The organism is Frankia sp. AgPm24 (genome assembly GCF_023243055.1).
Taxonomy (GTDB): domain Bacteria; phylum Actinomycetota; class Actinomycetes; order Frankiales; family Frankiaceae; genus Frankia; species Frankia umida.
On the sequence record NZ_JALKFW010000187.1, the window covers coordinates 19,165 to 41,479 of the forward strand.

A 22,315-nucleotide genomic window follows, 5' to 3' on the forward strand; every position below is an offset into this window, starting at 1 on the left:
GGCGTCGCAGAGCAGAAGGCAGGGCTTTCTTGACGCTTGAACCGGTTGATGATCCGAACGTTCAGGCGAACAATTCCGAGACGGTCGCGAAGATCTTCGAATCGATGCCCGTCATGATGATCGGCCTGGCGGGCCCGAACCATCGGATAGTGGCGATAAACGCGGCCTATCGCCGCGCGCTGGTCCGGGAGAACGTGACGGGGCTGCCGATGATCGAGGCGTTTCCCGAGATCGTGGCCCAGCAGCTGTCCGCGCTGTGCGACCGGGTCTACCGGAGCGGCAACACGTATGAGGGGCGGGGCTGGCGCCTGCAGGTCGAGCGGGAACCGGGATCCGGCCAGTTCACCAATCTCATCATCGACTTCACGATCACGGCGCGGCGCGGCGCGGACGGCACGGTGGTCGGTCTGAACGGCTACTCCGTCGACGCGACCGAGCGGGTCCTGGCGCAGCAGCGGGTACAGCGGCAGGCCACCGAGGCGATCCGGCGCTACGAACGAGCTCGCGATGTCGTCACCGCGCTGCAGCGGCAGTTGCTGCCCCCGGGCCTCCCGATCCTTCCCGCGGTGCGCCTCGCGGCGAGCTACCTGCTGGCCGACGCGGACGAGTCGGCCGGCGGCGACTGGTTCGAGGCGGTCCCGGTCTCCGGTGGTCGCGTCGCGCTGGTGGTGGGCGACGTGGTCGGACACGGCGTGACGGCCTCGGTCGCGATGGGGCAGCTGCGGTCAGTGGTCCAGGAGCGGCTCGACGCGACCGGCGACATCCTGAGTGCGGTGACGGCCGCCGACCGGATCGCCCCCCGGGTGCCCGGTGCCCGGGGGGCGACGGTGTGTGTGGTCCTGCTCGATCCGGTCGACGGCGCCCTGACGTACTGCTCGGCCGGACATCCGCCACCGTTGATCGCCGCCTCGGACGGCGCACGGTTCCTTCCCTCGTCCGGGCAGGGGCCCCTGGGTGTGGGAGCCACGCACACGGTGCTGCTGGACCGGCTCGGGTCGGACGAGGTGATGCTGCTCTACAGCGACGGCATCCTCGAACGACCCGGCCGCACGCTGCCCGAGTCCGCCCTCGAACTGTCCCAGGTCGTGAGCGACGCCGTCGCCGACCGCGGCTTCCACGGCACGGTCCTTCCCCTGGTCGAGCGCGTCTGCGCGCAGACCCTGGAGCTGCTGGTCCGGGAGACCGGACACACCGACGACATCACCCTGCTGGTCGCCCAGCGCCACACTCCGGCGCCGCCGCTGGAGCTGGGGGGACCGGCGTCCGTCTCGCTCATCAGCGTCCTACGCGCCGGCCTGGACACCTGGCTGGGATCTCTGGACGTGGATGAGGGGGATCGGATCGCCTTCACGCACGCGGTCGTGGAGCTGGCGACCAACGCGTACGAACACGGCCGGTCGGCCGCCGCCGGAGGCACGGTCACCCTCACCGCCGATCTACGTGACGATGGCGAGGCATGGGTCGCCATCACGGACAACGGCCAATGGCGCGAACGGGCCAGGCCGGGCAGCGACGAGCCATCTGGCGGTCACGGATTCGGACTGGCGATGACCGCGGCCTTCGCCGATCGCCTCGACATCGAACGCGAGGACCGGGGCACACGTGCGACGTTCCGCCGCCGTCTGTCACGCCCGGTCCGGCTGCTCACCGCCAGGCAGGTGGTGAGCCACGTCATCGGGGCGCCGGCGAAGCCGTCGCATCTGCTGATCATCCTGGAACAGCCGCAGGCGCCCAGTAGCCGGATCGCGGTCCACGGCGCCCTGGACGCGAGCAACGTCGAGCAACTGGGCGCGGAGCTCGACCGGCTCACGCTCGGTGGCACCCACGACCTGGTCGTCGATCTGACCGCGGTCACCCACATCGCCAGTGCCGCGGTGGCCGAGTTCTACCGGGCCGACCCACACAGCGACGCGCGGCACTATCCACTTCGGCTGTTCGCCCCCGTCGGCAGTGCGGCCCACATCGTGCTCAGCCTGGTCGACCTGCCCCACACCACGACCGACCCCCATGTCACCGCGGCCGACCAGCCTGGTCCACCCTCGACCGCCGGCCCGTTCACAGATCCACGAACTCCAGACGACCACCCGTGCTGACCGCCAGGTCGCCGAGCTGGGTGGTGATCGCCGCGTCGAGCAGATCCGATCGCGCGACGACGACGACAAACGGATGACGGCGGCAGATCTCGGCCAGCCGCAGCCGAAAACGGACCAGCTCGGCCGCGGTGTGCGCGACGTAGACCACTCCCGGGTCACCGTCGACCAGGAGGACCATGCCGTGCGGAACATAGTCACCCGACGACACGGCGCCGGCGTTCTCGAGTCGCCATGCCCGCTCGCTCATCCATCCGTCCACCGGCCCCGCCGCCATGGCCGACCCCTCGATGCGCAGCCGCGCACGGCTCACGAGCGCCCGATGCACGGCGACGGTGAATCCCTCGTGCGTCGCCACATAGGCATCCTCATCGCAATCCGTCACAAGGATCGCGCCCTCCGCGGTCAGGCGGACAAGCCGACCCTGATGGGCGATCATCGGCTCCGCCCGGGCCACTCCCAGCTTCTCCCACCGCCGCACCACGGAGCGGACCGAACTCACCGACATGGGCAGGCCCGGACTGAAGAGCGCGGGCATGTCCACCTCGAACACCGCACCCATGTCAAAAATCCATTCGATTGCACAGAGGTCACGTCTGTTGAGCCGTATGTGCCCAACATCCGTTCTTCTGCCGGGCGGTACCAGGACCACGCGCTTCCCTTCCTCGAGGATCGATCTCCGGAACAGCGGCGGTCTTGGTCGGTGAGTCGCACCCTCGAGCCTGTGACCCAGTATCCGCGGCTTCCGAAGGATGGGATACATCATGGAACGAACGATCCGACCGCACGGAAGGACCGAAAACGAAGCGGACCTCGACCACAGTTCCAGCTTCTGCTGGAATCACATGATTCCTGCTCCTGTGCGTCGACGCCGTGACGCGCCGGTTCTTCCGGCGTTGGCGCGGTAGCCGGGACCACTCCCACCGCACATGTTTTTCGGCGCCATGAGATAGTGCACGCAGGTGCGTCGACCATGCAGGTCCGGCTCGGAAGGGAGTCGCCGATGCCCGTCCAGATCCGTTGTCGGGCGGCCCCGGCCGCCTTCGGTCCAGGGGAGCATCCGCACCGGCCATACGATCATGGCCGGCGTGTCGGTCTCCTCGCCGAGGTCGGTGGGCCAGGTCGGTTGCCCCATGCCGGATCGTGGTGATCCCGTCGGGATCGGGGGCGGGCCGGTCGCCCGGGCCGGTGCCGGTCGGCGGAGCAGCCAACCGGAGGAGTTCACCACCACCGATCCCGAGCACGCCGAGCGATATCTGGCGGACCTCTTCGACCCCGGGATAAGGATCCTCGGGGACCGCGCCAGGTACCGGTTTCGGTGCCAGGCGTTCGGCCACGGGCCCATACGCCTCGCTCTCCTTCACCACGGCGCGGTCAGCGAGTGCCGACGGCCACCCTCTGGCGATGTCGCTGTCAGCCGCATACACCACGGGATGCATGCCGTCGTTGGTACGGACGACCGTTACGGCGCCGGCGACGTGGTCCTGCACGGTCAGCCGGGCGAACCGCACCACTCGACGAGCACGGACATCACGTCGACCTCCGTACTCGTCACGATCCAGGCCGCTGTGGACGTCGCCCGCAACGGTCCCCACGACCCGCTGCCCCCGCTACGGTTCGATGCCCTTCGGCCCGCAGGGCCAGCCGGCGCCCGCACCTGGCTGCAGGCCGCGGCCTATGTCACGGACAGCCTGCGTACCAATCCCGAGGCCATGGCCCAGCCCCTGCTGGCCGGCTCCGCCAGCCGGCTGCTGGCCGCCGCCATGCTTTCGGCGTTCCCCAACAACTGGATCACCGAGCCACGGCACTACGACCGCACCGACGCCACCCCGGCCACCCTGGCCCGTGCCGTCGCGTTCATCGACGCCAACGCCGATCTCGACATCAGCGCCACCGACATCGCCCGTGCGGCACATGTCACCGTCCGCGCACTTCAGCTTGCCTTTCGCCGTCACCTGGACACGACGCCCATGGCCTGTCTGCGCCGCGTCCGGATGGACCGCGCCAACGCGCAGCTGCTCGCGGCCAACCCCGGCGACGGCACCACCGTCACGGACGTGGCCTCCCGTTGGGGCTACGTCAGTCCCAGCCGCTTCTCCGCCCGTTACCGGGACACCTTCGGACAGGCCCCCAGCGACACACTGCGCGGCTGAGTCGGGACCCGCGGTCCCACGCCGCGCCAACGCGGAAGCCGGCACGCGGGCCGGCGACGTCCCGATGCCGACCGGGTGGCTGGCGTCGCGCTCAGAACCGGATGACCTCGAGTCGGGTCGCCGATCCCGCCGATCCCGCCGACCCCGCCGCCTTGTCGGCCGAGGCGATCGCCAACAGGCGGGTGACATCCGTCAGGTCGGCTGGTACTGCGACGATCACGAAGGGATACCGGCGGTGGATCTCCGCCAGCAGCAACCGGAGCCGGTTCAGCTCGACAGCTGTGCGGGTGACGTGCACCATCGCGGCAACACCGCCGTCAAGCAACGCGATTCCGTGTGGGACATGGTCACCGGCCGTCACGGTGGCGGCGTTCTCGAGCCGCCACTGGCGCTCGCTCACCCACCCGTGCGCCCGCAGTGTGGAAACACCTGATCTCTCGATCCGCAACCGCACCCGACTCGCCAGCGCCTGGCGTACGGCGCGGGTGGGCGTCTCGGCCATGGCGAGCAGGCCGCCAGCGGTGTCATCGCTGACGAGGAGGGCGCCCTCCGCGGTCAACCGCACGAGACGGCCCTCTCCCGCGAGCACCGGATCCGCCTGTACGACGCCCGCCTTCTCCCACCGGCGGACCACCGAGCGCACCGCGTTGCGCGACAGGGACCGCTTCGGGCTGACCATGAACTGTATGTCTATTTCGAAGATCGCCCCCATGTTGAAGATCCATTCGAAAGCCAGGAGGTCACGCTCGTTCAACCGGACAAATCCGGAATCCGCCCTTTTCTTGTGAGATTCCTCGGCCATATACCGTTCCTTCCGCATCCGATCGGCCCAGGCCGTGAGGACTTTGGTCCCAGGTCACCCGGGAGAAAGGTCCGGTCGATGGACGGTCCGGACTGCCCAGGACACCACTGCCGGCCGTCGATCCCACCGACCTCCATGTGATCATCTCTTTCGCCAGAGTAGCCAGTCATCACTGCCACTCCAGAGACGGACCACACCGGGACCACGAATTCACCGGTGATCCCCCGACGGGAGTCCGACCCACCGGGATGCTTTCACCTCGCCTGCTGTTCCGGCAGATGTTTCCGCCCTTCTCCCGCCCGCCCGCAGCAGCGGGCACCGGATATACAGCGAGCGGCCAGCATCATCACCTACACCTGCTCGCCAATTTCCGACCAAAGCCTGGTCAAAGCCTGGCCACCACCCCGTACAACCCCCTTCCGTCAAACACGAAGTGCCTTGCTTCCCATGGGAGGCAAGGGAAAAAGCAAGGATCCGGCCGCGGCCACAATGTTCCGCGATCCGCCTCCGGTCGGTCGGAGGAGTCCGGCCGGAAGCTCATGAACTCACCCGCGTGGCGCCCTGCCCACGCGCGTCCTCTTCGCTATGGTCACGTTCGCCGACCCGCCTTGACGAGGCATCGTAGCCTGAATCCACGATGCCTCCCAGTGCCAGGTCGATAGCGCGGGACAGGTAAATGTGGACGCTGCGGTATGCGCATCGCGTGCGTCCGTGGTCGTTCGGTGACGGTCGGAGAAGGGAGGGGCCGCGCAGTTCCGTTCACGGATGTCGATCCGTATCGAGCCGCACCGCCGGACAGAGCCTTCTCGACGAGTCAGGTGTCACGACTGCGAGGCCAACAATGTCGGATCCAGATCCAACCAGCCGGTCGGGCGCGCCCGACCGGCGAAAGGACCGCGCCGGTCGGTCCACGACAGCTATCTGAGGAGCGACCAGCCATGAAATCATTCGACGTCGTGTCCGTAGGTGTCGTGGGCTGGGAGGTGGAGCTTCTCGTCCCCGCGATGCCCGACGCCGCCGGCTCGGCCCCGGTTCGGGGACGACGAGGGATGCCGGGCGGTGCAGGGGCCAACGTCGCGGTCGCCGCCGCCCGCCGTGGTGCCTCGGTGGCGCTGATCGGGGTGATCGGGCAGGACGCCGCGGGGACGGATCTGTGTCTTCGACTCGCCGCCGAGGAGATCGACATCCGGTCGCTGGTCCGACGGCCCGACATGGCCACCCCGTTGCTGCTCAGCCTTGTCGACGACACCAGTTCGGTCCGGTACCTGGAACACCTGCCGGAGCAGGCCCAGCTGACCGTGTCGGACATGCCCGGGGCGGCAGCGGCCTTCGCCCACGCCCGGGTCGTGGTGATCTCCATGGCGGGGCCTGCCGCCATGGCCGTGGTCGTCGCCCGCGCGGCCCGCGACGGAGGCGCCAAGGTCATCATCGACGGCGCGCCGGACGACCCCCGCTGCCTGGCGGCGCTGCTTGCGCTGACGGACGTCGTCCGCGCCGACGCCGAGGACATGGCCACCCTGGTCGGGTATCCCGTCAGGGTGGCCGCGGAGGCCGTCATCGCGGCTCGCGCGCTTCTGATGTGCGGACCGTCGCTGGCTGCCATCACTCTCAGCGACGGAAGCACTGTGCTGGCCTGGGCGGATGGAACGATCTCGATCAGTGCGGGAGCGCGGCAGGGCCTCGTCTCGACGGAGGTGGGAGCCGGGTTCATCGCCGGCCTGGCGGTCGCTCTCAGTCGGGAGATCGCCCGGGACCAGGTCGGGCGGCACGCGAGTCGACCTGCGGCCGCGACCACGGTCGCGGATCCAGGCCGGCCAGCCGGCGGTAGTGACGCGGTGGAGCAGGTGCTGAACCTGCTGGGCATCGAGCCGGGCTGGCCGGAGGAAACCCCGCGGATATCCCAGCCGCGGTAGTCACCGGGGCGAAGGCGGTTCCTGGCCCGGGGCGTCCCGGCCGGCTCAGGTTCAGGTCCGGAAGGTGAAGACGCTCGTGTCGAAGGAGGTGTAGGCGGGGTAGTCGAGCAGTTCGTAGAGACGGGCGCGGGTCTGCATGTGTTCGACGAGGCCGGCCTGGGTTCCCTCGGTGGCGATGCGGCGCAGTCCGTCCTCGACGGCCCCCATGGCGATGCGCAGCAGGGTCACCGGGTAGATGACGAGGTTCACCCCGACCGATTCCAGGGTGCTGGTGGTGAGCAGTTCGCTTTTGCCGAACTCGGTCATGTTCGCGAGGATCGGCACGTCCACGGCCCTGCGCAACGCCTCGAACTCGGTGGCATCCGCCAGCGCCTCGGGGAAGATCAGGTCGGCGCCGGCGTCGACGTAGGCGCGGGCCCGCTCGATCGCGCCGGTCAGGCCCTCGAGGGCACGGGCGTCGGTGCGGGCACACAGCAGGAAGTTCGGGTCGCGGCGGGCGGCGACGGCGGCGCGCAGGCGGCGGAGCATCTCCTCGGTCGGGACGACCGTCTTGCCGTCGAGATGGCCGCAGCGTTTGGGGTTGACCTGGTCCTCGAGGTGGCAGCCGGCCAGGCCCGCGTCCTCCAGGGTCTGGATGGTGCGGGCGACGTTCATCGGCTCGCCGAAGCCGGTGTCGGCGTCGACGAGGGTGGGCAGGTCGGTGACCCGGGCGATCTGCCCGGCGCGGGTGGCGACCTCGGTGAGCGTGGTCAGGCCGATGTCGGGCAGCGCCAGGTCGGCGGCGAGCACGGCGCCGGAGACGTAGACCCCGTCGAAACCGAGCTCGGTGATCAGCACCGCGCTCAGCGGGTTGAACGCGCCGGGAAACCGCAGCAGCCGGCCCGAGCGCAACGCCGCCCGCAACGCGGCACGACGCTCGTGGACGGGGACGCGCGCGTGCAGCATCAGAAGATGCCGTCGGTGCCGCTGGCGGTCAGCGGCGGGGCGGGCGTCAGGGTGAGGCCGGCGAGTTCATCGGGGCGCAGCTCGGGCAGACGGGTGGCGACCTCGAGGAAACGGTCCTGTTCCTCGGCGGGCAGGACACTTCCGGCGAGACGGCGGAACTTCGCGAGGTACTCGGCGCGTCCGAACGGGCGGGCACCGAGTGGATGGGCGTCGGCGACGGCGATCTCGTCGATCAGCGTCGAACCGTCGGTGCGGGTGACCACGACCCGCCCTCCGAACGCCTTCTCAGCGGGATCGGAGGAATGGTAGCGGCGGGTCCAGTCCGGGTCCTCCACCGTGGTGATCCTCTGCCAGAGCTCGATCGTGTCCGGCCGGCTGGCCCGCGCGGGGGCGTAGGAACGTTCGTGATGCCAGTCGCCGTCCTGCAGGGCCACCGCGAAGATGTAGGGGATCGAGTGGTCGAGGGTCTCCCGGGTGGCCCGCGGGTCGTACTTCTGCGGATCACCGGACCCGGAGCCGATCACGGCGTGGGTGTGGTGGCTGGTGTGCAGCACGATCGACGTGACCCGGGCGAGGTCCCCGATCGCCGGGCCGAGCCGGCGGGCCAGATCGATCAGCGCCTGGCTCTGGTACTCGGCGGAATGTTCCTTGGTGTAGGTGTCGAGAATCCCACGCCTGGCCTCCCCCGCCGCGGGCAGCGACACGACATGGGCGGCGTCCGGTCCGTCGAGCAGCCGCGCGATCACACCGTCGGCGCCCTCGTAGACCGGGGCGGGCGCACCCTGGCCACGCAGCGCGCGGTCGACCGCCTCGATGGCGATCTTGCCGGCGAACGCCGGCGCGTACGCTTTCCAGCTCGAGATCGTGCCCTTGCGGGACTGCCGGGTGGTCGTCGTGGTGTGCAGCGCCTGCCCGATCGCCTGGTAGATCGTCTCCACCGGCAGACCGAGCAGCGTGCCGATGCCGGCCGCGGCCGACGGACCCAGATGGGCGATGTGGTCGATCCGGTGGGCGTGCAGGCAGATGCCCCGCACCAGGGCCACCTGGATCTCGTAGCCCGTGACGATGGCGCGCACCAGCTCCCGTCCACCCAGACCCAGCTGCTGCGCCACGGCGAGGATCGGCGGGATGTTGTCACCGGGATGGGAGTAGTCGGCGGCCAGATAGGTGTCGTGGAAGTCCAGCTCACGCACGGCGACCCCGTTCGCCCACGCCGCCCACTCCGGCGAGACGCGCACCCGCGCCGGCAGCCCGAACACCGTCGCCCCGGCCCGCCCGGGCGCCGGGGCGTGCCGCAGCGCCTGGTCACGGGCGGCCACCACCGGGCCACGCCCCAGCGACGCCGCTGCCACCCCCGCGTTGTCGATCACCCGGTTGATCACCATCTCGGTGACGTCGTCGGGCGCGGCCACCGGATCGGCGGCCACCTCCGCGAGCTTCCAGGCCAGTTCGGCGGACCGGGCGACCTGCTCGCCGCTGCCGAACACGCGCACCTGGTGCTCGATCATGGCTGGGTACCTGCCGACCTTCTCGACGTTCGCTGTTCGCTGTCGTGCGCACCGATGACCGGGCGCGCGGGCGACCTGACGGCCCGTCCACCATGGCGTGGCCAGGATATCGGCCCGTCCAGGGGGCCGCCACGTTCCGGCACGAGCACGAAAACAAACACACCGAGAAATTCTTTCGCTACTGTGGGTTCACAATCGGGCAGGGTGCGGTCGTCGCCGATGCCCGTGTGCGCCGGTGCCCGGACCCCGCGCCGCGTGCCCCTGTCCTCGACGAGGTGAGCCATGTCAACGGCCACCGCCATGGTGACCGCGGGTCTGTGTCTCGCCGGGGTGGGGATCGCGGCGGGCGGCGGCGCTCCCGGGCCGGTCTGCCTGGTGATCGCCCTGCTTGGCTTCGTTGCCCTGCTGCGGACGCTGTCCCGGCTGGTGATCGTCTACGTGACCGTCGTGACGATCACGATGGTCGTGGCCGGCCGGATCGTGTCGGCGAACGCGCTGCTGGTCCCAAGCGCCATCCCGGCACCCCGCGACGATCTCGCCGACACCTGCGCCGCGCTGTGGATCGCGGTGGCCGCCACCGCCGGCACGATCAGCGCCCACCGAGCCAGGCGCCGCCGCGCCCGGCGGCACGCCACGGGCGGCGCCGCCGCGGCCGAAGCGACGTCGGCCGAAGCCGCGGCGCTCCGGATGACCTGGGGAGTGCTGGCCCTGTCGGCGTTGGCCGCCGCTGGCCAGGCGTTCCTGCTGGCGGCGGGGGCGGTCGGCGTCTCGGCGCAGTACGCCGGTGGGACGTCGGGTGCGGGCTACCCCGGGCTGCTGGCCGCCGCGGGCCCGGTACTCGCCGGGGCCGCCCTGGTGTCGGCCCACGCCGACCGGACCTCCGACCCGGAGCACCCGACTGGCCCGCGACGCACGGCAGGTCCGAAGCACCCGACTGGCCCGCGACGCACGGCAGGTCCGGGGCGCACGGCGGGCACCCGCCGGATCGGTGGCCTGGGGCGGATGCCTTCGATCGGGCTGCGCACCGCGGCCTGGGCGATGTTCGCCGTGCAGGCGGTGTTGCTGGTGCTGACCGGGTTCCGCGGTGCGGCGCCGCAGCTGTGCCTGGCCGCGCTACTCGCCGGTGCCGGCGTTGGTGCCGACCGCGGCGTCCTCGCCGATGCCCGTGGTGGGCAGCGTACCGGCCGATGCCCGGTGTGGCTGTCCCGGGCGGGCCGCGCGGTCCTCGCCGTCTCGGTGATCGGTGGGCTGTTCGTCGCCGGCAGCATCGTGCGCTCGGATCTCGCGGACGCGTCGGGGTACCAGTTCGGTGCGTCCAACCCGACGTCCGGGCCCCTCGGGACGGTGGTCGTCCGCCGGCTCGACTACCGTCCGTACCTGCTGCGGGCGCTGGAACTGCGCGACGATCCCGGGGCCCGCGCCGCGGTGCGGTTGGACGACCAGCTGGGTGTTCTCGTCCCCCGGTTCCTCTACCCGAACAAGCCGACCGCGGACCAGGGACGACGCCTCAGCCATGCCGTGTTCGACCTGCCGCCGGACCTGCCCACCTCCTCGACGATCACCGCGTTCGGCGACGGTGTGATCAACCTGGGCCTGGTGGGGGCGATGCTGCTCATCGGCGCCTGGGTGCTGGTCCTGGACACCATGTTCCGCGCGGCCGGGCGGGGACGATCGGTGGCGGCGTGCGCGCTGCGCATCATGGTGCTGCAGGCGGCGTTCGACACCGCCACGCCGCCGATCATGCAGCTGGCCACCTCCCTGCGCGCTCTGGGCATCCTGAGTCTTCTGCTGGCGACCCTGGCCATGCTCACCCGCCGAATCCGCCCGGCCACCGCGTCCGCTTCCCAGCCGGGCGTGGTGGCCGCTCACCCGACATCCCGCGCGGTCTCACCGCCGGTTCCGGCTGTCCGGGCCGGTGCCGCAGCGGTGCCCACGGGCGGACGAGGACCGTCGTCGGCGACCCGACGACCCGCCCTGTGGCCGGCATGGCCCACGCAGCGGGGCGCCACCGACGCCCACCCGGGCAGTTCCGGGACGGCGACGGAGAGAGATCACGCGCAGAAATGGTAAGACCGTCTCCGAGAACGGTGGTGGCCGCGGGGTAACGGGAGGTGCAGTGCCGGATTCGGCGCCCGCCGAGATTCTTCTGGTGGAGGACGATCCAGGCGACGCCCTGATGGTCGAGATCGTCCTGGCGGACCAGGGCGTGCCGGCCCGCCTGAGGGTGGTCACCGACGGGGTGTCGGCGCTGGCCTACCTGCGCGGTGCGGTCAGCGCCGCGCCCACGTCACGACCGAGCCTGATTCTGCTGGATCTCCACCTACCCCGGCAGGACGGCCGGGCGCTGCTCGCCGAACTCAAGGCGGACGCCAAGCTGCGCTCCATTCCGGTCGTCGTGCTGACCGGCTCCGCATCGAGCGCGGACATCACTGCCTGTTACGACCTGCAGGCCAGCGCCTTCGTGACGAAGCCGACCGACCTGCACCAGTTCGCACACGTGATTCGACGGATCGAACGGTTCTTTCTCACCGAGGTCCGCCTGCCGATACAGGGCTCGAGCGAACAGTCTTCGACCGTCGGCCGCACCACCGCACCTTTCGACCGCCACGCTCGATGAGGAAACACCACCCACCACGCCCACCGGCGGCGTGACACCCCTACGAGCAGGGCGGCAGGCGGAAAAGGGCCCCGGTCACAGCGGCGTCGCCCCTACCTGAAGGTGGTGGAGGCTGGTAGCACCCCCCCGCAGCAGGCTTTATCGTCAGGACTCGTCCAACCCAATCCAGAAATCGCATCAATGACCACTGGAGCGATCCGGGGCGAGACCATCCGACAACATAACCAGGGAGTCGCCATGCCCAGAACAGCGCGACTTTCCACTTTGGAGCCACCATTGACAGCGTCGCCGGAGAGTTTATCCGGGATACCAGGCGGCACCGCGGCGAAAGTCTTTCCAGCGTCCACCAGAACATGTGCGTTCTCCTGTCGATCCGGTTCACCGCGACGACAACACCTTCAGAGGAGAAACAAGATGCTCCGACGGACACGATTCGGCACCATGGCAACCGGCCTGGCTCTGGTACTGGCCACCGCAGCGGCCTGCGCACCCGGATCCGACCGCACCGTCGCGACAGGTGCGACCACCCCTTCCACCGCCACGGCCACGGCCACCACGAATCCGCATGTCACCCAGCATGCATACCGCGCAGGCGAGTCGTTCACCTACTTCTATGACTCCACGGCCGCCACCTATGCGACACAGCAGGCCCAGAACGGCCAGGTCGTCCGGGTGACTGACCTGCAGACGATCTCCGATGTGCGAGCCATGGTCCGCTTTTCCGTCGTGAACCAGAACGGCACGCTCGCGAAGAAGGTCGAGCTGCTTGACACCCGTTTCCGGGACATCAGTAAGGACGCCGCCCAGCCCGGCCAGCCAGCCATTCCCTTCAAGAAGATCCAGACCGCGGCACCCAACTTCCCGGCGACTTTCAGTTACACGTATCCGCTCAACGGTGAGAACGACGTCGCGAGGAACCTGAACACCATCTTCAAGGACTACCCCGACCCCCACCTGGTCCAGCTGATCGACATCTTCAGCCTGTTCGGTGCGCCCGCCTCAATCCCGTCCACCGTCGGAGTGGGGCAGGTCACCAGCACGCCCGGAGTCGACGTCGACCTGCTCGGTACCACCTATCACAGCGCCGGCCAGGTGCTGCTGTTCGAGCGAGTCGACCGGAAGGGCACGACGAACCAGGCCTACTTCAAGAACCAGGGCCTGGGAAACTACTTCAACGGCTACGGGGTCGACACGAATGTTCACTCCACCTACCATGTGGCGCTGAACGGCCCTGCGAGCGGTCTGCTCGCCGGTGGCGATCTCTCGGAGACCGCGATCCAGGGTGGTGTCGGCGGTGCTCCCAGGACCGCCACCCAGCGGCAGGTCTCGTTGACGCTGCAGAACCTCGACACGCGTAGCGCGGTCGACTCCTACGGGCCGGACCTGAAGCCGATCTCGTAACGACGTCCACCGCAGCGCACCGCTCCGGGTTTCGCCACCAGGTGCGGTGCGTCTGTGCCGACCAGATCTTGTGCCGACCAGATCTTGTGCCGACCAGATCTTGTGCCGGCCATGCGAACCGCACCCGGTGGCGGCCGTCGGATCAGCCGTGGTCGATGTTCTGACCGTCGAGGTGCGCGCCGGTCGTGGCCACGACGTGGTCGGGAACCTCGTCGTGCCGGTCGCCGACCGTCAGCGTGCCGGTCGGCTCGATCAGCAGGATCTCCGTCTCCCCCGCAGCGACCGGCCGGTGCTCGACGCCGCGGGGCACCACATGAACGGCGCCCCGCGGAAGGGTCACCACCCGCTCCGACCCGTTCTCCCGCAGCCAGATGTCCAGGCTTCCGCTGATGACGAGAAAGAACTCGTCGGTGTGCTCGTGGGAGTGCCACAGATATTCGCCGTGCACCTTCGCAACGCGAACATCGTAGTCGTTGACCTGCGCCAGGATGCGCGGATGCCAGAAATCATCGAAGGAGTCCAGCACCTGACGGACGAAGATCGACTCGGCCACATTCCTCATACCGACCATGATGCGACAGAAAGCCGCGGAACCAGGCGACGTCGAGATGACTCGGACGGCCTCGAGGTCGCCGAACTCGCCAACCGCACCGGCAACGTCCTCAGAGGCCGGCGAGCATGCCACCATCGACCACGACGGACGTCCCGGTGAGGAAACTCAGCTCCGGGGAGGCGAGGGCGAGCGCGGTCGCGGCCATTTCCTCGGGCCGTGCCATCCGGCGCAGCGCGTCGACGTTGTCCCGGCCGAACTGGGCCTTGCCGGCCGCCCACTGCGCGTCGGTGATGTTCGGGGGCCGGCGGGCATCGACCAGGCCGGTGTCCGTCGTTCCCGGGGACAGGGCGACGACCCGGATGTTGTCGGCGCCGTAGTCGAGAGCGGCGGCGCGGACCAGCCCGGTGACACCGCCCTTGCTGGCCGAGTAGGCGCCGAGCCCCGGTCGGCTCGCGAACTCGTTCGCCGACCCGGTGACGAGGATGACTCCTCCGCCGGCCCGGCGTATCGGTGGCACCTGGTACTTGATGCCGAGGAAGACACCGCGGGTGTTGGTGTGCGCGGTGTCGTCCCACTCCTCGACGGTCATATCGTGCAGCGGTTTCACCGTCTGCACCCCGGCGTTGTTCAGCGCTATGTGCAACGCGCCGTACTTCTTCACCACCGCGGCGACGAACGACTCCATCTGCGCCGGGACGCGGACGTCCGCACGGATGTAGGTGGCTTCTCCTGCGGCGGCGCGGATCTCCCGCTCCACCTGGCGTCCCAGGTTCTCCCGCCGCCCGCAGAACCCGACCTTCGCGCCCTCCCGGGCGAAGGCGATGGCCGTGGCCCGCCCGATACCCGACGTCGCCCCGGTGACCAGGACGACCTTGCCCGCGAACCGGCGCCCCGACCCCGGCCCCGGGGTCGCGGCCGTCGCGGCCGGCGCTGCCAGGAAGGTCGTCGCCGCGGCGGCTGTTCCCGCCGCGGCACCCGCGAGAAGGAAACGGCGGCCCATCGGATGCGGGTCGTGCTCGGAGCTCGACATCGAGATGCCTTTCCGAAGGAAACGGAATGTGGACAGCCCGATTGAGTCATGCGCGGCCATGGGTGGGCATCGGCCGGCGGTCCATCGAGGGTGGGCTGACGGAACGACCCGCGCCCTGTGCCAGGGTCCCATTGCGCGGTGCCGTCGCGCGGTGCCGTTACGCGGTTCAGGGCCGGTGCTGGCCGAACCGGGCCGTCGTGAGCCCGGCGTCGTAGGCGAACACGATCGCGCCAGCCCGGTCCCGCACCTCGAGCTTGCTGAAGATGCTGCCGACGTGCGCCTTCACCGTGCGCTCGCTCACCCGCAGGTCGGCGGCGATCTCGGCGTTCGTGGCGCCGCGGCTCATCGCGCGCAGCACCTGCCGTTCCCGGTCGGAGAGCCGTCCGAGCCGACGGGCCAGGGACGGATCGGCCGGTGGGGTGGTACGCAGGGCCGCGAGCAGCCGGGGGCTGGCCGACGGGTCGAGCCAGGAACCACCGGCCGCGACGAGGCGGACCGCCCGCACGATGTCCTCGGCGGGACGGTCCTTGAGCAGGAAACCCGCGGCGCCGGCAGCCATCGCCGCCCACAGCACCTCGTCGTCGCTGAACGTCGTGAGCACCAGGACGGGTACCGCGTGACCTGTCCGGTGCAGTGCGCGCATCGCGTCCGTCCCGTCCATCCGGGCCATGCGCACGTCGAGCAGAACGAGGTCGGGGCGCAGGTCACGCACGGCGGCGACGACCTCGTCCCCGTCGCCGCGCTCCCCGACGATCTCGATACCGGGTTCGCTGCCCAGGATCAGCGCGATTCCCTTGCGCACCAGCTCCTGGTCGTCGACGACGAGGACCCGCACGGTCGACGCGTCAGCCACCGGCGTCACCCGAGGCCGCCGCCAGCGGTGTCGGGACGCGCGGGATCACGGCGGCAAGCTGCCAGGCACCGTCGTCGGCACCGGCGCTGACGGTACCTCCCAGGGCGTTCACCCGTTCGACGACGCCGGTCAGACCCAGACCGCGCCGCTGCGAACGCCGTTGCCAGCCCGGTGGCAGCGGATTGGTCACGGCGACCCGCACGGACCCGGCGGCCACCCCGATCTCGATGTCGGTGACGGCGCCCGCGGCGTGATGCGAGACGTTGGCAAGCGCCTCCCGCACGGTACGGAACAGCACCGATCCGGCCACCGCGTCCAGGCCGTCCAGCGAGCCGTCGATGCGCAGCTCGACCGGCAGGCCGCCGGCCCGGTATCCGTCGATCAGGGCCACCAGGTCATGGGCGTCGGGCAGTGGTCCCACGCCCGGACCGGCATCCGCCCCTGTCGCGCCGGGCGGCCGGGGATCGACGTGGCCGTCCTCCCGGAGCAGGCCGACGACCTGGCGGATGCCGTTGAGGCTCTCCCGTCCGACCGCCTCGGCGCGGGCAAGCGCCTCGTCGGCCAGCGCCGGATCGCGCCGCATCGTCCGGCGGGCCCCGGTCACGTTGAGCAACGCCACGGCAAGCGAATGCGCGACGAGATCGTGCACGTCCTGGGCGATCCGGCGTCGTTCCTCGGACGCCGCGGTGGTGACGATCCGGTGCTGGGCGCGGGCCAGCTCCTCGGCGAGTTCCCCGGTGCGGCGCAGGATGTAGCCGCTCGCGGTGCCGTATCCGGCCGCCGCCGCCCACACGACGCTGCCAGAGGAGATGTAGTTCCCCGCGGGTGCCGGCTCCACGGAGACGAACCACAGCACGGACAGGCCGACCGTTCCGACCAGGTAGACCGCGTTGACCAGCGCCGACGACGAGCGCAACGCGACCCAGGCCGCCATGGCGACCGGGATCAGCAGCACCATCTTGGGTGTCCCGACGCCCTGCGCGGCACCGATCGCCGCGAGCGTCACCAGCCCGCCCACCAGCGGCGGCACCCGTACTCCCGCGCCCTCCACGGCCAGTGGTGCGACCGAGGCGGCGATCAGGGCGAGCGCCCACGGGTCCGCACCGGTCATCACGCCCAGCCCCGCGGCGACGGCCACCATCGCGTACACGACGGCGTTCGCGGAACGAGCCATCCGGGCCATCGGATCGGTGCCGGCCGTCAGCTGGCCGGTCCGGTCGCTGTCACGCATACCGGCCCACGATAGATCGTCGTCGCGGCCGTCGCCTCGTACCACGGTCCAGGTCAGGGGTGCACCGCGGACCAGCATCGCCGCTGGTCCGCGCGCCGTTCGGCGATGGACGCCGACCCGATGTGCTCCTGCGCCGCACATGGCCTACTCGGAGTCACCTTCCTGCGGTTCGTCCGCTTCTCCAGCGACGTCCCAGCCGGCCTTCTCCCCGACGAGGTGACCTCGATCGTGACTGGCACAGCCGTACGACCACCGCAGCCGCACGCCGGCGGCGACCATCCTCCGCCCAGGCTCGCGAGGTGGGTGGTGCTCCGCCGACGACAGGTACTCGCCCTGGCGCTGCTCGCCCTGATCGGCCTGCTCGGCACGCGCGTCGCCGTCGGCGCACAGCTGTCCGGCGGTGGGTTCGTACCGCCGGACAGCGAGTCGGCGCGAGCCGCCGACGTCCTCGAACAGCGGTTCGCCGTTGTCGCGACCGGCCTGGTCCTCGTGGTCGGCAGCCGATCGGGAGACGTCGACGCACCGGTGGTCTCCGCCGCCGCGGCCCGGCTCACCGAGCGCCTGGCCGCCGAACCCGGCGTCCGTTCCGTCACCTCGTACTGGTCGGCCCGGGCCGCCACGCTGCGCTCCGGCGACGGACGGTACGCCCTCGTCCTCGCGACCCTCGACGGCGACGACCCGACCAGAAACGACCGGGCCGGCGCGCTGGCCGGGCAGCTGCGCGGCGCCGACGGGCCGATCACGGTCGGGGTGACCGGCCAGGATGTCGTGGCCGCCGAGACCGACGAACGGATCTCCGCCGATCTGCTGCGCGCCGAGCTGGTCGCCTTTCCCGCGATGATGCTGCTGCTCGGCCTGTTCCTGCGCCGGGTCCGCCTCGCGCTCGTGCCGGTGCTGGTGGGCATGCTGGCGGTCGTCGGCGGCGTCGCCGTGGTCGGGCTGCTGGCCGTCGTGACCGACATGTCGACCTTCACCACCAACATCGTCGTCGGGCTGGGGCTCGGACTGTCGATCGACTACGCGCTGCTGGTGATCTACCGCTACCGCGAGGAACTGGGCGGACCCACCGCCCCGCGCGACCCTACCGGGACCGGGACCGGGCTCACGCGGGAAAGCCGGGACGCCGCGCTTGCCCGGGCGTGGGCGGCGAGCGGACGGACCGTCGGGTTCTCCGCGGCGACGGTCGCGGTCTCGCTGCTGGGACTCGCGGTGTTTCCGATCCCGTTCCTGCGTTCGATGGCCCTCGCCGGTGTCGCCGCCACGGTGTTCGCGGCCGTCCTGTCGTTGCTGGTGCTGCCGGCGGTGCTCGCCGCGTTCGGCGCCGGAGTGCTCCCCCGCCGCCGGCCTGCCGGCGAACGGCACACGACGTTGCCGGCGCACAGTGCCTGGTATCGCCTCGCGCGCCTGGTCGGGCGGCGTCCGCTGCTGTGGGGTGGTGCGGTCACCGCTGTTCTGGTCGTGCTGGCGCTGCCCCTGGGCGGTGTGTCGCTGGGCGTCAACGACGACCGGAACCTGCCGGCCTCCAGCGAGTCCCGGCAGGCCGCGGAGATTTTGCGGACGGGCTTCGACGGCCGCGAGTCCAGCCCGCTGCGCGTCGTCGCGACCGGCACCGCCAGGGCCGCCGGAACCGACCAGAGCCTTTCGGACTACGCGGTGGCGCTGTCCGAGGTGCGCGGCGTCACCAGGGTGGACGGGCCAACCGGAACGTTCGCGGACGGCGTGCGGGCCGGGGAACCCACTGCGGCCACGAGCCGTCAGCGCGCCGGTGACGCGGCGTTCTGGACGGTCATTCCGGCGGTGGAGCCGATCTCGGCCGCCGGGGAGCGCCTCGTCGCCGATCTGCGCGCGGTACCGAGCCCGTTCACGGTGCGGGTCGGTGGGCCGGCCGCCGATCATGTGGACACCTATGACACGTTGATGTCCCGGCTGCCGTACGCGGCGGGGTTCATCGCGGTCGTCACCTTCCTGGCGCTGCTGGCCATGTTCGGCTCCGTCGTGATCCCCCTGCAGGCGCTGATGGTCAACCTGCTGTCGCTGTCGGCGACGTTCGGGGTGCTGGTCTGGGTGTTCCAGGATGGCCATCTGTCGGGCCCGCTCGACTTCACCGCGACCGGCAGCATCCCCGCCGCCATGCCGGTGCTGGTCTTCTGCGTCGCCTTCGGCGTCTCGATGGACTACGGGGTGTTCCTGCTGGCCCGGATCAAGGAGCATCACGACCGGACCGGCGACCATGCGGGCGCCATCCTGCACGGCATCGACCGGACCGGCGCCATCGTGACGTTCGCGGCCCTGCTGCTGGCCACCGTGTTCGCCGGGTTCGTCACGTCGTCCGTGACCGCGATCAAACTGCTCGGTTTCGGTCTGGCGCTGGCGGTGCTGCTCGACGCCTGTGTCGTACGCGGGGTGCTCGTCCCGGCGGTGTTGCGGCTGTGTGGCCGGGCGACCTGGTGGGCACCCCGCCCACTGCGGCGACCGCACGCCCACCCCGCACCCGAACCGCACGTACCTCGGGTCGGGACGGGATGAGCGCGGTGCCGGCGACGGCAGGAACCACAGCCCCGGGATCGGCGCTGCTGTCGACACTGAGGTCGGCCATGATCGCGGCGATGGTGGGGGTGGCCGCGACAGGGCTGGCGGTGGTCCTGACCGGCTGCCTGGTGCCGGTCAGCGCAGGACACGGCGGTGCGGACCGCGACGGGGCACCGCTCGGATCCGCCGCCGACCGTCCGCGGGTGCTGCTGTGGGGCGACTCGCTCGCCTGGGAGAGCCAGGAGGTGTTCGTGCGCGCCGCGCGGGCAGAGGGTGCCGACGCGCGGGTACGCACCTTCGGGGGCACGGCGCTGTGCGACTGGCTCACCGACATCGACCGTCAGACCCGCGAGTGGGCTCCGACGACCGCGGTGCTGGCGTTCTCGGGCAATGCGGCGACGCCCTGCATGCGGGGACGTGACCTGATGGCCGCCTATCGCGCCGACGCGACCACGGCCGCATCCCGGCTGGCCGCCGCCGGCACGCACGTGGTGTTCGCGGTGGCACCGCCCCGTCGCGACCAGCCGGTGTCCGCCGATGGCGCCACCGAACTGGAACACGTGTGGCGCCAGGTCGTCGCCAGTGTCGGCGCCGGATCGGTCACGCGGGCCGGGCTTGCCGTCACCGCCGCCGGGCGCTGGACCGACCGGCTGCCATGCAGGGCAGGCGAGCTGTGCCGGCCCGACGGCACCGTCGTGGTGCGGGGACCGGACGGTGTGCACTTCTGTCCGATAGCGCTGCCCGCGGCCACAGCCTGCCCGGTGTTCGCCGCGGGGGCGGTGCGGTATGGCACCTCGCTGGCCGCGGCCGCGCTGGGCGGCGGCGAGCTGGCCATCACCGGGGCGGGTCAGGCGTCCCGTCGGGCGAACCGGATCCCGGCGGCGCCCAGCGGGATGGCGAGCCAGACCACGATGACCAGCACCGCGGTGGCGACGCCGAGCTGCGACGACGCATCGGGCGGATGCGCGAACGACAGGCTGTCGCTGGCAGGACCCGGGGTGTAGTACAGCACCGTGCGCCAGCTCTCCGGCAGGAAGGCGGCGATGACGGCGGGGGCGAACAGCAGGACGAGGACGCCGGTCAGCGGAACCACGGCCGAGCGGGCCAGGACGGCCAGGGCCGCTCCGATCAGCGGATACACCGGCGTCACCAGCGCCCCCACCAGCAGGGCGCGCAGCGCGACCTCGTCGGTGAGGCCGACGGTGGGAAGATCGTAGGCGCCGAAGACGAGCTGCCCGGTGCCGAAGGCGGCCAGACTCGTCACCAGGCCGGCCGCCGCGGTCACGAACGCCGCCACGATCATCTTGGCGGCGAACACCCGCTCGCGTTTCGGCGTGGCCGCCAGCGTCCACCGGATCATCGCGCTGGGGTACTCCGACGACACGACCCGGATCGCCAGCAGGACGGCGAGAATTCCGCTGAGGATCAGGCCGAGACTGCTGTAGATGACCGGGTCGAAGTCGGCTCGGTCCTCGGCGCTCCAGTGCTCCCAGGTGGCACCGACGGCCACCGCGACGAGCGCCGTCACGGCGATCGCGAGCACGAACCCGGTCCCGAGGATCACATAGGTGGAACGCCGAGCGGCGAGCTTCACCCACTCGGATCGGACGGTGTCGGCCAGGCGAGGCCCGGAGTCCGCCGTGGCGACCGTCGTCGCTGCCTTGACCGTGGTCGGCGCCTCGGCCGCGGTCATCGCGCGGGCTCGGGGCGGTACTGGACGCTGTTCTGGGTGATTTCCATGAAGGCCTCCTCGAGGCTCGCCGCGCGTTCGACCAGGGTGTGCAGGGCTATCCCGGCGGTCAGTGCCAGGTCCCCGACCTGCTCCACCGTGAGCCCGGTGATCTTCAGTACCGTCCCGCTCGGGCCACCCGGGCCGCCCGGATCGGCCGGTTTCACCTGGGCGCCGGCCGCGGTCAGGTGCGCGGCGAGCTCGTCCGCCCGCGGGGAGACGACCTCGACGTGGGTGGTCGAACCACGGCGGGTGAAATCACGGATGCTGCCGTCTGCGACGATCCGGCCGCGCCCCATCACGATCACCTGGTCGACGGTGCCCTCCATCTCACTCATCAGATGGCTGGAGACCAGGATCGTGCGGCCCTCCCCGGCCAGGCGGCGGATCAGGACCCGGATCCAGCGGATGCCCTCCGGGTCGAGGCCGTTCGCCGGCTCGTCGAAGATCAGCACGGCGGGGTCGCCGAGCAGCGCGGCCGCGATCCCCAGCCGCTGGGACATCCCCAACGAGAAACCCCGCACCCGGGTGCGGGCCACACTGGTCAGGCCCGCCTCGGCCAGCGCCTCGTCCACCCGGGCGGCCGGCAGCCCACCGGCGCGGGCCAGCCAGCGCAGGTGGGCGCGTGCGGTGAGCGCACCGTCGAACGCCCGCGCGTCGAGCAGCGCGCCGACCTCACGCATGGGGGCGGGTGCCTGCCGCAACGACCGGCCGCCGACGGTCACCGTGCCGGCGCTTGGGGCGTCCAACCCCACGATCATGCGCATCAGCGTCGACTTTCCCGCGCCGTTCGGTCCGAGCAGGCCGGTCACGGAGCCGGACGTCAGGGTGAAGGTGAGATCGTCGACGGCGGCGGTGAAGCCGTACCGTTTCGTCAGACCACGAGCTTCGATCATGCCTGGGACGCTAGCGATCAGGCCGATGGCTCCGCATCCGGCGCAGGACGGATCTTCGCGTTCCT

Annotated in this window: 17 protein-coding genes; 7 read left to right on the forward strand and 10 right to left on the reverse strand. The window is 70.8% G+C overall.

Going from position 1 to position 22,315, the window contains the following annotated elements:
* Positions 1–29: 29 nt before the first annotated feature.
* Positions 30–2,093 (forward strand): SpoIIE family protein phosphatase, encoded by a 2,064-nt coding sequence (locus MXD61_RS14225; protein ID WP_248813551.1) that lies wholly within the window; start codon positions 30–32, stop codon positions 2,091–2,093.
* Here the strand turns inward: MXD61_RS14225 and MXD61_RS14230 are convergent.
* On the reverse strand, positions 2,056–2,652 hold the full coding sequence (locus MXD61_RS14230; protein ID WP_248813553.1) for a hypothetical protein: 597 nt from the start codon (positions 2,650–2,652) through the stop codon (positions 2,056–2,058). The genes MXD61_RS14225 and MXD61_RS14230 overlap by 38 nt on opposite strands.
* An 871-nt stretch (positions 2,653–3,523) precedes the next feature.
* Here MXD61_RS14230 and MXD61_RS14235 point away from each other — a divergent pair.
* Positions 3,524–4,243, forward strand: coding sequence for a helix-turn-helix transcriptional regulator (locus MXD61_RS14235; RefSeq protein ID WP_248813555.1), 720 nt, complete (start codon positions 3,524–3,526; stop codon positions 4,241–4,243).
* Positions 4,244–4,334: 91 nt separating this feature from the next.
* Here MXD61_RS14235 and MXD61_RS14240 read toward each other — a convergent pair whose 3' ends face one another.
* Positions 4,335–5,045: a hypothetical protein gene (locus MXD61_RS14240; RefSeq protein WP_248813557.1), complete on the reverse strand. Its 711-nt coding sequence runs from the start codon at positions 5,043–5,045 to the stop codon at positions 4,335–4,337.
* 938 nt (positions 5,046–5,983) lie between these two features.
* On the opposite strand from MXD61_RS14240, the gene MXD61_RS14245 reads away from it, so the two are divergent.
* Positions 5,984–6,958, forward strand: a complete 975-nt coding sequence (locus MXD61_RS14245) for a carbohydrate kinase family protein (RefSeq protein ID WP_248813559.1) — start codon at positions 5,984–5,986, stop codon at positions 6,956–6,958.
* 51 nt (positions 6,959–7,009) lie between these two features.
* Here the strand turns inward: MXD61_RS14245 and prpB are convergent, their stop codons facing one another.
* Together prpB and MXD61_RS14255 are read right to left on the reverse strand one after the other, a co-directional pair.
* Positions 7,010–7,903 (reverse strand): methylisocitrate lyase, encoded by an 894-nt coding sequence (prpB, locus tag MXD61_RS14250; protein ID WP_248813561.1) that lies wholly within the window; start codon positions 7,901–7,903, stop codon positions 7,010–7,012.
* A complete protein-coding gene (locus tag MXD61_RS14255; RefSeq protein WP_248813563.1) occupies positions 7,903–9,411 on the reverse strand; it encodes an MmgE/PrpD family protein in 1,509 nt (502 codons plus the stop codon). The genes prpB and MXD61_RS14255 overlap by 1 nt, the downstream gene beginning before the upstream one ends.
* Before the next feature lie 282 nt (positions 9,412–9,693).
* Between MXD61_RS14255 and MXD61_RS14260 the strand changes: the two genes are divergently transcribed.
* From MXD61_RS14260 to MXD61_RS14270, 3 genes are all read left to right on the forward strand, one after another.
* The gene (locus tag MXD61_RS14260; protein ID WP_248813565.1) at positions 9,694–11,481 is read left to right on the forward strand and encodes a hypothetical protein; all 1,788 of its coding nucleotides are present in this window, start codon (positions 9,694–9,696) and stop codon (positions 11,479–11,481) included.
* 46 nt (positions 11,482–11,527) lie between these two features.
* Positions 11,528–12,028, forward strand: coding sequence for a response regulator (locus MXD61_RS14265; RefSeq protein ID WP_308222753.1), 501 nt, complete (start codon positions 11,528–11,530; stop codon positions 12,026–12,028).
* A 441-nt stretch (positions 12,029–12,469) separates the two neighbouring features.
* Positions 12,470–13,429: a hypothetical protein gene (locus MXD61_RS14270; RefSeq protein WP_248813567.1), complete on the forward strand. Its 960-nt coding sequence runs from the start codon at positions 12,470–12,472 to the stop codon at positions 13,427–13,429.
* A 142-nt stretch (positions 13,430–13,571) separates the two neighbouring features.
* On the opposite strand, the gene MXD61_RS14275 is transcribed toward MXD61_RS14270, so the two are convergent.
* From MXD61_RS14275 to MXD61_RS14290, 4 genes are all read right to left on the reverse strand, one after another.
* A complete protein-coding gene (locus MXD61_RS14275) occupies positions 13,572–14,000 on the reverse strand; it encodes a cupin domain-containing protein (RefSeq protein WP_372512087.1) in 429 nt (142 codons plus the stop codon).
* Between the two features lie 91 nt (positions 14,001–14,091).
* Positions 14,092–15,012: an SDR family NAD(P)-dependent oxidoreductase gene (locus MXD61_RS14280; RefSeq protein ID WP_248813570.1), complete on the reverse strand. Its 921-nt coding sequence runs from the start codon at positions 15,010–15,012 to the stop codon at positions 14,092–14,094.
* A gap of 166 nt (positions 15,013–15,178) precedes the next feature.
* On the reverse strand, positions 15,179–15,865 hold the full coding sequence (locus MXD61_RS14285; protein WP_248813572.1) for a response regulator transcription factor: 687 nt from the start codon (positions 15,863–15,865) through the stop codon (positions 15,179–15,181).
* Positions 15,858–17,096, reverse strand: a complete 1,239-nt coding sequence (locus tag MXD61_RS14290; protein WP_248813574.1) for a sensor histidine kinase — start codon at positions 17,094–17,096, stop codon at positions 15,858–15,860. The genes MXD61_RS14285 and MXD61_RS14290 overlap by 8 nt, the downstream gene beginning before the upstream one ends.
* Positions 17,097–17,402: 306 nt before the next feature.
* Here MXD61_RS14290 and MXD61_RS14295 point away from each other — a divergent pair, with 306 nt between their 5' ends.
* Positions 17,403–19,622, forward strand: coding sequence for an MMPL family transporter (locus tag MXD61_RS14295; protein WP_248813576.1), 2,220 nt, complete (start codon positions 17,403–17,405; stop codon positions 19,620–19,622).
* Between the two features lie 850 nt (positions 19,623–20,472).
* On the opposite strand, the gene MXD61_RS14300 is transcribed toward MXD61_RS14295, so the two are convergent.
* Together MXD61_RS14300 and MXD61_RS14305 are read right to left on the reverse strand one after the other, a co-directional pair.
* A complete protein-coding gene (locus tag MXD61_RS14300; RefSeq protein WP_248813578.1) occupies positions 20,473–21,318 on the reverse strand; it encodes an ABC transporter permease in 846 nt (281 codons plus the stop codon).
* Positions 21,315–22,250 (reverse strand): ABC transporter ATP-binding protein, encoded by a 936-nt coding sequence (locus MXD61_RS14305; RefSeq protein ID WP_248813579.1) that lies wholly within the window; start codon positions 22,248–22,250, stop codon positions 21,315–21,317. Before MXD61_RS14305 ends, MXD61_RS14300 begins: the two co-directional genes overlap by 4 nt.
* Between the last annotated feature and the right edge of the window lie 65 nt (positions 22,251–22,315).

What these genes read in the sequence shown, in the direction of transcription:
- MXD61_RS14240 (WP_248813557.1), bottom strand. Translation starts at nt 5,045, where the DNA reads ATGGCCGAGGAATCTCACAAGAAAAGGGCGGATTCCGGATTTGTCCGG.
- MXD61_RS14280 (WP_248813570.1), bottom strand. Translation starts at nt 15,012, where the DNA reads ATGTCGAGCTCCGAGCACGACCCGCATCCGATGGGCCGCCGTTTCCTT.
- prpB (WP_248813561.1), bottom strand. Translation starts at nt 7,903, where the DNA reads ATGCTGCACGCGCGCGTCCCCGTCCACGAGCGTCGTGCCGCGTTGCGG.
- MXD61_RS14260 (WP_248813565.1), top strand. Translation starts at nt 9,694, where the DNA reads ATGTCAACGGCCACCGCCATGGTGACCGCGGGTCTGTGTCTCGCCGGG.
- MXD61_RS14270 (WP_248813567.1), top strand. Translation starts at nt 12,470, where the DNA reads ATGGCAACCGGCCTGGCTCTGGTACTGGCCACCGCAGCGGCCTGCGCA.
- MXD61_RS14230 (WP_248813553.1), bottom strand. Translation starts at nt 2,652, where the DNA reads ATGGGTGCGGTGTTCGAGGTGGACATGCCCGCGCTCTTCAGTCCGGGC.
- MXD61_RS14305 (WP_248813579.1), bottom strand. Translation starts at nt 22,250, where the DNA reads ATGATCGAAGCTCGTGGTCTGACGAAACGGTACGGCTTCACCGCCGCC.
- MXD61_RS14290 (WP_248813574.1), bottom strand. Translation starts at nt 17,096, where the DNA reads ATGCGTGACAGCGACCGGACCGGCCAGCTGACGGCCGGCACCGATCCG.
- MXD61_RS14245 (WP_248813559.1), top strand. Translation starts at nt 5,984, where the DNA reads ATGAAATCATTCGACGTCGTGTCCGTAGGTGTCGTGGGCTGGGAGGTG.
- MXD61_RS14255 (WP_248813563.1), bottom strand. Translation starts at nt 9,411, where the DNA reads ATGATCGAGCACCAGGTGCGCGTGTTCGGCAGCGGCGAGCAGGTCGCC.
- MXD61_RS14275 (WP_372512087.1), bottom strand. Translation starts at nt 14,000, where the DNA reads ATGGTCGGTATGAGGAATGTGGCCGAGTCGATCTTCGTCCGTCAGGTG.
- MXD61_RS14300 (WP_248813578.1), bottom strand. Translation starts at nt 21,318, where the DNA reads ATGACCGCGGCCGAGGCGCCGACCACGGTCAAGGCAGCGACGACGGTC.
- MXD61_RS14235 (WP_248813555.1), top strand. Translation starts at nt 3,524, where the DNA reads ATGCATGCCGTCGTTGGTACGGACGACCGTTACGGCGCCGGCGACGTG.